This is a genomic window from Paenibacillus sp. 3LSP (assembly GCF_032465655.1).
In the GTDB taxonomy this organism is placed as follows: domain Bacteria; phylum Bacillota; class Bacilli; order Paenibacillales; family Paenibacillaceae; genus Fontibacillus; species Fontibacillus barengoltzii.
In genome coordinates this window covers 1-12222 of sequence record NZ_JAWDJI010000212.1, presented here as the reverse complement: position 1 = coordinate 12222, position 12222 = coordinate 1, and the positions used below count along the sequence as shown (strand labels likewise).

The window sequence follows — 12222 nt, the reverse complement described above, 5'->3', positions numbered from 1 at the left end:
ACGTATGAACTCAGTTGAACGAACTTAAAAGGACGCCGCCAGGCGTTTTTCTTATTGGCTTGCTTCTCCTGTTGATCGTGAACCTTCTCGACGAATTCGTGCAGATTTTCCATGAGGTCGATCGTCTCCTTGGTTGAAGTAAGGTAGGTTGCAGATCTACATAGATCCGACTCTTCTGGATTACTATGCCCCGTTCCATCCTTTTTCATCAGGCCCCAATGCTCTATACTTGCCTGCTTCGGACATGTACAATGAAGGGGACAACCACGGGAAGAGGGGGTAGACCATGGAAGTAAACAACAAACGTCATTTGCGATGGGGGATCGTCGGCTGCGCCGGTATCGCGATCAACGCGGTTATGCCGGCCATTGGCCAGTCCACAACGGGGAGCCTTGCCGCAGTAGCCAGCCGCAATTTGGAGAAAAGCCGGGAGGTCGCCAGCCGGTTCAACGTTCCGAAAGCGTATGGCAGCTACGAAGAACTGCTGGAGGATAACGAGGTGGATGCGGTGTATATTCCGTTGCCGAACCACTTACATAAGGAATGGGCGATTCGTGCCGCTGAAGCAGGTAAGCATGTGCTATGTGAGAAGCCGCTGGCGTTGACGGCCGCCGAGGCCGAGGAGATGGCAGCGGCCGCAGATAAAGCCGGCGTCCTGCTGGCGGAAGCATTCATGTACCGCCATCATCCGCGCTGGACTCGGATCCGCAACATTTTGGATAATGGTGAGATCGGTGAGCTCCGCGGCATCCGAGGCGCGTTTACGTTCAACAACGCGGAAGATTTGGCCAATATCCGGTTGAAGCCGGAGTGGGGCGGGGGTTCGTTGTACGATGTGGGCTGTTATCCGATCAGCGCAGCACGCTTTCTGCTCGGCCAAGAGCCGGAGGCGGTCACGGTATTAGCCCAGTTCTCTGACCGTCATGGCGGCGTCGATATGATGGCCTCCGGGCTTGTCGAGTTTCCTGGCGGCATCGGACTGACGTTCGACTGCGGGATGTGGACCGAACATCGCCAGTTGCTCGAAATTGTCGGATCGGAAGGGACGATTGAGGTGCCGATGGCGTATACCGCCGGAGGGGAGGACGCTGCGTATATCGTTACCGTTCGCGGAGAGAAACGTACAGAGGTACCGGAATCGGCCAACCCGTATGTGGCCGAGCTGGACGATTTCGCCGCTGCTGCATTTGGTGAACGTCCATTACGTTTTACACCTGCCGATGCGGTCAAAGGCATGGCTGTCCTGGAGGCATGCCTGACTTCAGCAAGAGAGAGACGGCGGGTCGAGTTATCGATTTGAAAAATTAAACGCGGGTTGGCTTCAGAGTTCTCCGTAGAGCGCTCAGGCAACCCGCGTTTTTTATTCTAACGTTAACCTTTATTCCGGCTTACCTACGTACATCTCGTTCGGATGAGAGCCTTTGCGGCGATTGAGATTCAGGCCGCTGATCTGCTCCATTTCAGCATCCGACAGCTGGAAGTCGAACACGTTAAAGTTCTCCTCAATCCGGGATGGAGTCACCGATTTCGGAATCGCAATCGTGTTGTTCTGCAGATGCCAGCGGAGAACGACTTGGGCCGGTGTCTTGCCATGGGCTTCGGCAATCGATTTCACCACCGCATCGGTCAGCACCTCACCGCCTTGCTCCAACGGGCTCCAGGCTTCGACGTAAATATCATGTTTGGCGCAGAACGCCTTCAATTCGGTCTGCGTCAGGTGCGGATGGCATTCCACCTGGTTCAACACCGGCTTAATCTCCGTTTCATTTAGCAGACGCTCCAAATGTTCGATTTCGAAATTGCACACGCCAATCGCTTTTACGCGGCCATCGCGGTACAGCTTCTCCATTGCCTTGTAGGTTTCCACGTACCGATCGACCTTCGGCATCGGCCAGTGGATCAAGTACAAATCGACATAATCGAGCCCAAGTCTATCCAGGCTTTCGTCATAGGCTCGCAGCGTGCTGTCGTAACCCTGGTCGCTGTTCCATACTTTTGTGGTAATAAACAGCTTCTCACGGGGAATACCAGATTGCTTGATTGCCTTGCCGACCCCTACTTCGTTGCGGTAGATCATCGCCGTGTCGATGGAGGTATAACCTACCTCAAGCGCCTTAGCCACTGCGGCCGTAGCCCCCTCATCCGGTACCTGCCAAACTCCGAAGCCTAGCTTTGGCATCTGTAGCCCATTATTTAAAGTGACGAATTCCATGACGTGTCGCTCCTTCTTATAGTGAATGGTCCTAATTTTTCAGGGTGAGTATAGCATCCTTTGGTACATTTTTCAAATTACCTGAGACGACAAATGTCACAGAATTGACATACTCATGATGGTTCTCCCATATTCTCAATAATGGAGGTATTTCAGAAGGCAACTGAACAATCTTCATCAACCCCTCATGGAACCTTCATGCGTTTTAGAGGGGGAAGTGGTACTATTTATTATAGTTTTTAGAATAAGTCTTAGTGTAATAATAAATCGAAAGGAATGATATTATGGATAACCGGCTGACAACAAATACGGGAGCACCGGTAGGCGATAATCAAAATTCTAGAACAGCAGGGCAGCGCGGCCCTACACTGCTGGAAGATTACCATCTGCTGGAGAAGCTGGGCCATTTCGATCGCGAACGGATTCCGGAACGCGTCGTGCATGCTCGTGGGGCAGGGGCCCATGGGGTATTTGTCACTGAGCGCAGCATGAAGGAGTTCACAAAAGCCCATTTCCTGCAGGAGGTAGGCCGGGAAACTCCGGTGTTTGTCCGTTTCTCTACGGTGATTCACGGGCAAGGTTCTCCGGAAACAGCGCGGGACCCGCGGGGATTTGCGGTGAAGTTTTATACGGAGGAAGGCAACTACGATTTGGTCGGGAACCATCTTCCGGTCTTCTTTATCCGCGACGCGATTAAATTTCCGGATATGGTGCACTCGCTGAAGCCGGCTCCAGACACGAACATCCAAGACCCGGCGCGGTATTGGGATTTCATGACTCTGTCCACCGAATCGACTCATATGATGACTTGGGTGTTCTCGGACTTCGGGACCCCGGCGAATTATCGCCAGATGGACGGTTTTAGCGTCCACGCCTTTAAGTGGATTAATGCCGAGGGGAAGACCACATACGTCAAATACACCTGGAAAACAAAGCAGGGGGTAAAAAACCTCTCGGCGGCAGAAGCTCAAGAAGTGCAGGGTCGAGATTTTAACCATGCGACCCGCGACCTGTATGACCATATTGCTCGCGGCGAGTTCCCGCAGTGGGAGTTGAACGTACAGCTCATGCCAGTGGAAGATCTGGATCGTTGGAGCTTCGACCCGCTGGATCCTACGAAGGTATGGCCGGAGGACAGTTATCCCTTGATCAAAATCGGCACAATGACGCTAAACCGCAATCCGCAAAACTTCTTCGCGGAAGTCGAGCAGTCAGCGTTCTCGCCAAGCGTGCTCGTGCCTGGGATTGAACCGTCCGAGGATAAGCTGCTGCAAGGCCGGTTGTTCTCTTACCCGGATACCCAACGGTACCGGCTGGGTGCGAACTATTTACAAATCCCGGTGAACTGCCCGTATGCTCCGGTTCGAAACCATCAGCGGGACGGCTTCATGAACGTGAAGCAGGATCCATCGCCAATCAATTATGAGCCGAACAGCTTCGACGCCACTCCGAAGGAAGATCCGGCTTACCGCGACAGTGTAGTGCCGGTCAGCGGACACATCGGCCGGGAGAAAATCACCAAAACCGACGATTTCACCCAAGCGGGCGAGCTGTATCGAAGCTTTACGGCTGAGGAGAAAGATCATCTAATCTCTAACCTGGTGAACGATTTGAAACAGACCCCGGAGCAAGTTCAACTGCGCGCGGTGTGCAACTTCTTCCGAGCTGACAAAGAATACGGTATGCGCCTGGCACAAGGGCTTGGCGTAGATATCAGCGGCTTTATTCCATCCAATGTCCAGGGATAATCGATATCCCTTTTATATAAAGAAGGCATCTTCCGAACCGTTAGGATCGGAAGGTGCCTTTTTGTGTGAAGATTTCAGCTCCGGTCGTAAGGAAATGTATGGTAAACTGAGGGCAGTAGAAAGGGGCTGAATCGATGACGACGACAATGAATCCTGTGATTAAGCTGGCGGATTTACGCATGAGCTATGGGGGACATCACGTTTTGAACGGGGTGGATTTGGAGGTGTATCCGGGCCAGATTATCGGCTACATCGGACCCAACGGGGCAGGGAAGAGCACGACCGTCAAGATTATGCTAGGCCTGGTTGAAGGGTATCAAGGGGAGGTCCGGGTCTTTGGGCAAAATCCCGGCGACGGCGATGTCAGCTACAAGAAAAGGATCGGATACGTACCGGAGATCGCCGAGCTGTACGATACGTTGACCGCTTCTGAATACTTGACCTTCATTGGTGAACTGTACGGCTTATCCGCCGATGACGCCGAGATGAAAGCTCGGCGAATGATGACGGAATTTGGTCTTGGGGACGCCTTTAACTCCCGAATTTCAACTTTCTCGAAGGGCATGAAGCAGAAGGTGCTGCTGGTTTCCAGCCTGCTGCATAATCCGGACGTGCTGTTCCTGGACGAGCCGCTGAGCGGACTGGACGCCAACAGTGTCATGGTCGTGAAAGAAATGCTTGCTCTCTTGGCGGCGCAAGGCAAGGCGATTTTTTACTCTTCTCATATTATGGACGTGGTTGAGAAGATCAGCAGCCGAATCGTTCTGTTGGACGGCGGCCGCATTGTGGCCGACGGCAGCTTTGATGAGCTAAAGGCTCAGAACCATGAAGGATCGCTGGAACAGATCTTCAACCAGCTGACCGGGTTTAACGAGCATCAGGATATTGCCAGCCGGCTTGTCTCGATCGTGCAAGGGGTGTAGCGATGAAAGAGATGAAGAGTTTGCAGGTGTTGGACCGGTTTCGCGGATTATTCGAGAAGATAGGCGTGGAATATCCGGTGATGCGCCGAATCGTTCAGGTGAAGCTGGCGATGGATGCGAGAAGGATGCCTACGCTGGCCAAAAACTCAAATAAGAGGCGAAAGCAGGAACCAGAGGACAGCAACCAGTTTCTCCGCTCTCTGTGGATGTATGTCCTGTTTGGCGGACTGAGCTCGATGTTCGTGCTGATGGGGGATAATCTGCTGTTTCAGATGAGCATCTTGTTTGGCATTATGATGTTTATGGTGATGACCTCGATGATCTCCGATTTCTCCTCGGTGCTGCTAGATATTCGGGATCGAAGCATTTTGGCGACGAAGCCGATTAACCGCCGTACGCTCACGATGGCGAAGACGGTGCATATCTTTATTTACCTGTTCTTTTTGACCGGAGCCATCGCGGTGATTCCGCTGGCGGTTGGATTAATTCGGCAGGGGATCGGGTTCTGTGCCCTGATGCTGCTGCAGCTCATCCTGATGGACTTGTTGATCGTGGTGCTGACCGCGCTGTTGTATTTGGTCGTGTTGCGGTTTTTTGACGGCGAGAAGCTGAAGGATATGATCAATTACGTGCAAATCGGGATGACGATCACAATTGCGGTAGGTTATCAGGTGTTGGTCCGGCTGTTCGACTTCACGGAGATGGACATCGTCTTCAAGCCGGCGTGGTGGCAGTACTTGGTGCCGCCGGTATGGGTTGGCGCTGCATTTCAATCGCTGCTTCATCCGGGCGAAGGGATGACGTATGCCGGGCTGGCAGCTCTGTCCGTAGTTGTTCCGCTGGCCGCCTTCCTGCTGTATCTGAAGCTAATGCCGGCTTTGGAACGGAACCTGCAGAAGCTGGCGGAACCCAGCGCGAAGAGCGGGCAGCGGTCGGGGAAGATGCTGCGCCGAATCTCCGATTGGCTTTGCTCCTCGCCGCAGGAGAGCGCTTACTTTCGCTTTACCTGGTCAATGTTGGGAACGGAGCGCGAGTTTAAGCTGAAGGTGTACCCTTCTTTGGGCTTCTCGATCGTGTTTCCTTTCATCTTCCTATTCTCGAATGGACTTGATCAGGGCTTGGAGGGGATCTCCGGTTCCCGGTCTTATTTGTTTATTTACTTTAGCGGGATTATGCTGCCATCACTCATCATGATGCTGCGTTATTCCAGCCGATATAAAGCGGCCTGGATCTACCGGACTGCTCCGATCTCCGGCGAAGCGTCCATTTACAAAGGAGCTTTGCTGGCGAGCTTGGTTCGGCTCATGTTGCCGTTATATGTGATTGAGGCGGTGATATTTGCCGTGCTGTTCGGAGCGTCCATTATTCCGGACTTGATCGTGGTGGGATTGGCAATGTTTGCTTTCGCGATTCTTTGTTTCCTATTCATTCGCAAGGGACTGCCCTTCTCCGAACCCTTCGAAGCGGCGGGGCAGCAGAACCAAAGCTTTGTTGTCATGGGATTGATGCTGCTGCTCGGCGCATTTGGCGTGCTGCATTGGCTGGCAACGACGCTTCCGTTTGGGGTTGTGGCCTACGGACTGCTCATGATCGCGGTAACGTGGCTGGGATGGAGACTGGCCTTCCAGACGCGGGGAACGCAGAAGGTGACAAGATAAGATGGCCATGCTTAAGAACGACGGGCCGCGAATTCGCCGGGAAAAGATCACCGTGACTCGGATGATCGCGCTATATTGCCGTAAGGAACATGGGGACAGGGAACGAACTCCTAGGCGTGCTGCGGTTCATCATCCCGCCTCCGTGTGGTTATGCGACGAGTGCGCTGAACTTCACCACTATGCCGAGCAGCGGCTGGACCGCTGCCGGTTCGGTGAAGGGAAGACCACATGCCTGACGTGCCCGGTGCATTGTTATGCGCCGATCCAGCGGGAGCGGATTCGCCGGGTGATGGCTTTTGCCGGTCCGCGGATGCTTTGGCGGCACCCAGTGTTAACGCTGAGGCACCTCCTTGATGGCGTGAAGAAAGGCCATTCACAGTAATTTCATAAATTGGACGACCCTCAAAAAATGTTGATCTGATGCGGGTTTCAGGTCAATATTCGGAATTGTGACATATCTCATGTGATTTCTGTCACAAAATTATTACTTTTTCCCCGTTCGTTTTCATGGATCAGTGATAGAATTCACATTAGATAATAATTATTTGAAAGTAGGGGAAAAGAAATGCTGGATCCGATTGTGCTTGCTCGCCTTCAGTTTGCGGTGACAACGATTTTCCATTTCTTCTTCGTACCTTTGTCCATCGGCCTGGTGGTGCTGATCGCCATCATGGAAACGATGTACGTTGTGAAGGGCAAAGAAGAATACAAACGGATGGCCAAGTTTTGGGGGAAACTGTTCCTTATCAACTTTGCGGTAGGGGTCGTGACGGGGATTCTCCAAGAATTCCAGTTCGGGATGAACTGGTCGGATTACTCTCGCTTTGTTGGCGACGTATTTGGTGCGCCGCTGGCGGTGGAGGCGCTGTTTGCCTTCTTTATGGAATCAACATTTATTGGGCTGTGGATCTTCGGTTGGGATCGTTTGTCCAAAAAAGTGCACCTGTTGTGTATTTGGCTGGTTGCTTTAGGGACGACCGTCTCGGCGTTCTGGATTTTGGCCGCGAACTCGTTTATGCAACGTCCGGTTGGTTTCGAGATCAACAACGGCCGCGCAGAAATGAACGACTTCTTCGCTCTGATCGGCAACGGGCAATTGTGGGTGGAATTCCCGCACACGGTGTTGGGTGCTTTTGCCACAGGCGCTTTCTTGATCGCTGGGGTCAGCGCATATAAGCTGATGAAACGTCAAGATGTGGCGTTCTTCAAAAAATCGTTCACGATCGGCATTATCGTAGCCTTGATCGCTTCGTTCGCTACGGCGATGTTTGGTCACCAACAAGCGCAGTACCTGGTGAAGACGCAGCCGATGAAAATGGCGGCTTCCGAAGGGCTATGGGGCAAGTCGGGCGACCCTGCTCCTTGGACGCTGTATGCTCATATTGATTCAAATGATCAGAAGAACAATTTTGAGATTAAAATTCCTTACCTGCTGAGCTTCCTGTCTTACAGTAAGTTCTCCGGCGAGGTGAAAGGCATGCACGAATTGCAGGCCGAATATGAACAAACCTACGGTCCTGGCGACTACATCCCTCCGGTACGGACGACGTTCTGGAGCTTCCGGATTATGATTCTCGCCGGCTGCTTGATGATCGTGCTCGGGTTGTACGGTACGTATTTGGCATGGCGCAAAAAACTAGAGCAGCCAAACAACAACTGGTTCTATAAAATGATGCTGTGGTCGATTTCCCTGCCGTTTATCGCCAATACTTCAGGTTGGATTATGACGGAGATCGGGCGTCAGCCATGGACGGTATTTGGCTTGATGCAGACAGCGGACAGCGTATCGCCAAGCGTCACAGGCGGACAAATTCTGTTCTCCTTGATTGCCTTCACCCTCATTTATGGGGCACTTGGCGCGGTGATGGCGTACTTGTTCGTCAAAGTAATCAAGAAAGGACCAAATGAGATTGCTGCCGCCAGCCGTGATCAGGTCGGGGATCCATTTGGTAAGGAGGGATATCATGTCTCTTAATGAGCTTTGGTTTGTCCTTGTCGCGGTGTTGTTTGTGGGGTTCTTCTTCTTGGAAGGTTTCGACTTCGGCGTGGGAATGAGCACTCAGTTTTTGGCCAAGAATGATATGGAACGCCGGGTTCTGATCAACTCGATTGGCCCGTTCTGGGATGCGAACGAAGTTTGGCTGTTGACCGCCGGGGGCGCGATGTTTGCCGCTTTTCCGAACTGGTACGCCACGTTGTTCAGCGGCTACTATACACCGCTTGTCGTTTTGCTGCTCGCGTTGATTGCGCGGGGCGTTGCCTTTGAGTTTCGCGGCAAGGTGGACAGCGGCAAATGGAAAGGCACCTGGGACTGGGCGATCTTCCTCGGCAGCCTGTTGCCTCCGTTCCTGCTGGGCGTTGTGTTCTCCGGCCTGCTGAAGGGCTTGCCGATTGGCGAAGACATGGAAATGAAGGCCGGACTGTTTGATATGGTGAACCTGTACACGTTGATCGGCGGGATCACGGTTGTGATGCTGTGCCTCGTTCACGGGCTGCTGTTTGCCTCCTTGCGGACGACCGGCAGCTTGCAAGAACGTGCCCGTAAGCTGGCTCACAAGCTGCTTATTCCGCTGGCCGCCCTGTTCGTGATCTTTGGCGTGCTGACGTACTTCGAAACCGACGTATTTGAAGTGCGCGGCTTGCTGATCAGCCTGGTGGCTGTACTGGGCGTCGTTGCTTTTGTCCTGGCAGGCTGGTTTATTCGTAAGCAAAAAGACGGCTGGGCGTTTGGCATGACCGGTGCGATGATCGCTTTGTCGATTGCTGCGGTATTTGTGGGGCTATTCCCACGGGTGATGGTCAGCTCGATTAGCGATGCGTTCTCCTTAACGATCGATACCGCTTCTTCCGGCCACTACTCGCTGAAAGTCATGACGATCGTCGCATGCAGCTTATTGCCATTCGTGTTAGGCTATCAAATATGGAGCTATTTCGTATTCCATAAACGCGTACACGAGAAGGAGCATTTGGAATATTAATGGGACGCGGATTAATGAAAATTGCGGGGATCAAGCAGGTCATGATGATCATGGCCTTGCTGACCCTCGTTCAGAGCTTTGCAATCATCTGGCAGGCCAAATGGTTGGCGGAGGTTGTCTCCGCCCTGTTTGCCGGGGCCAAGCTGCAGGAACAAGCCGGCGGGGCCGGCTTGTTCCTGCTTGCTTTTATCGTCCGTCAGGGCTGTGGAATGATGGGGCAGAAAATAGCGTATGCTTTTGCCGAAGAGACGGGACGAAGCTTGCGGGAGCGGGTGCTGGAGAAGTTGTTTCAGCTTGGACCGCGTTATGCCGGGACCGAAGGGACCGGGAACTTGGTAACGTTGGTGCTTGAAGGGGTGACCAAGTATCGCAATTACTTGGAATTGTTCTTGCCGCGCACGCTGGCGACGGGTATCACCCCCATTTTGATCTTGGCTTATGTGTTTAAGCTCGATCTGGCTTCCGGGATCATCCTGACGATCACGATGCCGATTCTGATTGCCTTTATGATCCTGATCGGACTTGCAGCGCGCAAACAGACGGAACGGCAGCTGAAGTCGTACCGGACGCTGTCGAATCATTTCGTGGACTCGCTGCGCGGGCTGGAGACGCTGAAGTTCTTGGGGCGCAGCAAATCGCACATCACATCCATCGACCGGGTTAGCGATGCGTACCGGTCGGCGACGATGAAGACGTTGCGGGTTGCCTTTCTGTCTTCGTTTGCCTTGGACTTCTTTACGATGTTATCCGTCGCTTCGGTGGCGGTCAGCCTGGGCCTTCGATTGGTGAATGGGGAGATGGTATTGCTGCCGGCCTTAACCGTACTAATTCTGGCGCCGGAGTATTTCCTGCCCGTTCGGATGGTAGGTGCAGACTTCCATGCTACCCAAGACGGGAAGGCCGCAGGCGAAGCCATGAACGAGATCATTGCTGCCGCGGATGAGGAGGCAGCGAAGGCGGCACCGGTTCCTGCAGGAATGAACTGGACGTGGGGGCCGGAAAGCACGCTGAGCCTGCGCGGGATTGGAGTCGTTCACGAGGAGGAAGCGAAGCCTTCCTTAGCCGAGGTGAACCTGACGTTGGGCGGTATGGGCAAAATCGGCATCATCGGCGAAAGCGGGGCTGGCAAATCGACGTTGATCGATGTGCTTGGCGGGTTTCTGCGGCCCACTTCGGGACGGGTTGTGCTGAACGGGACGGAGTTGGGGGATTTGACGGCCCAGGGCTGGCGGGAGCAAATCACCTATATCCCGCAGAAGCCGTATATTTTCAGTGGGACGTTGGAAGAGAATATCCGCTTTAATGCGCCGGAAGCGACGCGAGAAGAGGTGGAACGCGCGGCGGCAGCTGCTGGTCTGGATGGGCTCGTGCTCAGCTTGCCGGGTGGATTGAACGAGCAGATTGGCGGCGGCGGCCGGCCTCTGAGCGGCGGTCAGGAGCAGCGTGTGGCGTTAGCCCGGGCTTTGCTTAGCAAGCGGCCAGTCATTTTGCTTGATGAACCCACGGCGCATTTGGACATCGAGACGGAATATGAGCTGAAGCACACGATGCTGCCTCTGTTTGAAGGGAAGCTGGTAATTTTGGCGACCCATCGGCTGCATTGGATGCGCGAAATGGATCGGATCATGGTTATGGAGCAAGGCCGCGTCGTCGAGGCAGGGACGCATGCCGAGTTGATGGCTAAGCGCGGAGCATATTATCGATTGGCGGCGGCGCAGCGGGAGGAGATCAAATGAAGCAGGAGTCCTGGGTTCGGCCTTACTTTCGGTTATATAGCGGGCGGTTTACGTTATATCTGATTCTGGGCGTGTTAACGCTGGTTTCCGCCGGGATGTTGATGTTCACTTCCGGGTTCTTGATCTCAAAATCCGCGTTACAGCCTTACAACATCTTGCTGGTGTATGTACCGATTGTAGGTGTTCGCACGTTTGGGATCGGGCGAGCGGTCATCCATTATGTCGAACGGTTGGTTGGGCATGACACGGTGTTGCGGATATTGGCGAAAATGCGCGTGCGGCTCTATCGCGTGTTGGAACCGCAGGCGTTGTTCATTCGATCCCGGTACCGGACGGGCGACATTCTTGGCGCGCTTGCCGATGATATTGAGCAGCTGCAGAATGTGTATATCCGTACCGTCTTTCCAAGCGTCGTGGCGTTGATTCTCTATGCAGCCGTGATCGTGGCCATGGGCGTGTTCGACGTGACATTTGCGTTGCTGTTAGCCGCGTATATCCTTGTGCTCGTCGTCGTGCTGCCGTACCTTTCGTTGCGGTTGACGAAGCGGACGAACGAGGAGGTTAAGCAAGAACGGAACGGGCTGTACCAGAAGCTGACCGATGCCGTCATGGGGATCGGGGATTGGGTGATCAGCGGACGTTCGGCGGAGTTCCTTCAATCGTATGAGCAAGACGAGGCTGCCGTTGCGCGGAAGGACCGCAAGCTGCGGGCTTGGGCACGCTGGCGCAGCTTTATCGGTCACTTGGTTGTAGGCCTCGTCGTCGTATCGATGGTGTATTGGGCCGGCGGCGAAGCTGCGGCTGGCCGGATCGACGCTACGCTGATTGCGGCGTTTGTGCTGATCGTGTTCCCGCTGTCGGACGCGTTCCTGCCGGTGTCCGAAGCAGTGGAGCGCACGCCGCAATACCGCGTGTCCCTGGACCGGCTTGCGCGGATCTCGGGCGGCGACAGCGCTAGTGCCAGCCG

11 protein-coding genes are annotated in these 12222 nt (G+C 53.9%); 9 read left to right on the top strand and 2 right to left on the bottom strand.

Annotated elements, in window-relative coordinates; all coding sequences use genetic code 11:
• Positions 1-113, bottom strand: a 113-nt coding sequence (locus RW092_RS23860; protein ID WP_410055556.1) for a DUF4023 family protein, incomplete at its 3' end; no start/stop codon positions are given.
• A 173-nt stretch (positions 114-286) separates the two neighbouring features.
• Here RW092_RS23860 and RW092_RS18515 point away from each other — a divergent pair.
• Positions 287-1300 carry a Gfo/Idh/MocA family protein gene (locus RW092_RS18515; RefSeq protein WP_028539182.1) on the top strand — a complete coding sequence of 338 codons (1014 nt, stop codon included), beginning with the start codon at positions 287-289 and terminating at the stop codon, positions 1298-1300.
• Between the two features lie 78 nt (positions 1301-1378).
• Here the strand turns inward: RW092_RS18515 and RW092_RS18510 are convergent, their stop codons facing one another.
• Positions 1379-2212 (bottom strand): aldo/keto reductase, encoded by an 834-nt coding sequence (locus tag RW092_RS18510; RefSeq protein WP_028539183.1) that lies wholly within the window; start codon positions 2210-2212, stop codon positions 1379-1381.
• A 284-nt stretch (positions 2213-2496) separates the two neighbouring features.
• Here RW092_RS18510 and RW092_RS18505 point away from each other — a divergent pair, with 284 nt between their 5' ends.
• The 8 genes from RW092_RS18505 to RW092_RS18470 all read left to right on the top strand — a co-directional run.
• On the top strand, positions 2497-3960 hold the full coding sequence (locus RW092_RS18505; protein WP_085279446.1) for a catalase: 1464 nt from the start codon (positions 2497-2499) through the stop codon (positions 3958-3960).
• Between the two features lie 134 nt (positions 3961-4094).
• Positions 4095-4883 carry an ABC transporter ATP-binding protein gene (locus RW092_RS18500; protein WP_316010936.1) on the top strand — a complete coding sequence of 263 codons (789 nt, stop codon included), beginning with the start codon at positions 4095-4097 and terminating at the stop codon, positions 4881-4883.
• Between the two features lie 2 nt (positions 4884-4885).
• Positions 4886-6541, top strand: a complete 1656-nt coding sequence (locus RW092_RS18495; protein ID WP_316010935.1) for a hypothetical protein — start codon at positions 4886-4888, stop codon at positions 6539-6541.
• Between the two features lies 1 nt (position 6542).
• Positions 6543-6923: a nitrous oxide-stimulated promoter family protein gene (locus tag RW092_RS18490; protein ID WP_410055555.1), complete on the top strand. Its 381-nt coding sequence runs from the start codon at positions 6543-6545 to the stop codon at positions 6921-6923.
• 183 nt (positions 6924-7106) lie between these two features.
• Complete coding sequence (locus RW092_RS18485; protein ID WP_410055554.1) at positions 7107-8516, top strand: cytochrome ubiquinol oxidase subunit I; 1410 nt, start codon at positions 7107-7109, stop codon at positions 8514-8516.
• Positions 8503-9519 (top strand): cytochrome d ubiquinol oxidase subunit II, encoded by a 1017-nt coding sequence (gene cydB / locus RW092_RS18480; RefSeq protein WP_316010937.1) that lies wholly within the window; start codon positions 8503-8505, stop codon positions 9517-9519. The genes RW092_RS18485 and cydB overlap by 14 nt, the downstream gene beginning before the upstream one ends.
• Entirely contained in the window at positions 9519-11255 is a 1737-nt protein-coding gene (cydD, locus tag RW092_RS18475) for a thiol reductant ABC exporter subunit CydD (RefSeq protein ID WP_316010934.1), read from the top strand. Before cydB ends, cydD begins: the two co-directional genes overlap by 1 nt.
• Positions 11252-12222 (top strand): amino acid ABC transporter ATP-binding/permease protein (locus RW092_RS18470; RefSeq protein ID WP_316010933.1); only part of this gene is annotated, 971 nt, incomplete at its 3' end. The genes cydD and RW092_RS18470, both read left to right, overlap by 4 nt.